The 593-nt window shown below is 76.6% G+C and carries 1 protein-coding gene; it reads right to left on the bottom strand.

The window, feature by feature from the left end:
* On the bottom strand, positions 1–424 hold a 424-nt coding region (locus Psi01_RS43980; RefSeq protein ID WP_275424667.1), incomplete at its 3' end, for a phosphopantetheine-binding protein.
* Between the last annotated feature and the right edge of the window lie 169 nt (positions 425–593).

The following is a 593-nucleotide window of genomic DNA, read 5'->3' as shown; positions in this document are numbered from 1 at the left end:
GCACGGGCCGGGTCCCGCCACCGGCCCGTCCGGCCCGCTCCGCGAGCTCCGCCACGGTCGGCGCCTCGAAGACCGCCCGCACCGGCAGCTCGACCCCCAGCGCCGACCGCACCCGGCCCACCAGCCGCGTCGCCAGCAGCGAGTCCCCGCCCAGGTCGAAGAACGAGTCGTCGATCCCGGCCGCGTCGATCCCGAGGACCTCGCAGAACACCCCGCACAGGATCTCCTCCACCGGCGTGCGCGGCCCCCGTCCCGAGGCCGTCACCTCCGGCGCGGGCAGCGCCGCCCGGTCCAGCTTCCCGCTCCGGGTCACCGGCAGCCCGTCCAGCACCACCACGGCCGAGGGCACCATGTACTCCGGCAGCGTCTCCCGCACCAGCGCCCGGATCTCCTCCGGCGTCGGCGTCCCGGTCCCCGCGCTCACGCCGCCGTCCGACGACGCCGATACGGCCAGCGCCCGGGAGGGATTGCCCGGCGCCGGTACGGCCGACGGCCCGGAAGGGACATCAGGCGTCAAAGATGGCCCCCCGGAGGGGACACCCGGTTCCGGTAGGGCCAACGGCCCCGAGCCGTCACCCGACGTCGATACGGCC

The organism is Paraplanobispora siamensis (assembly GCF_016863175.1).
Lineage (GTDB): Bacteria > Actinomycetota > Actinomycetes > Streptosporangiales > Streptosporangiaceae > Planobispora > Planobispora siamensis.
This window is presented reverse-complemented; position numbering and strand designations above follow the sequence as displayed.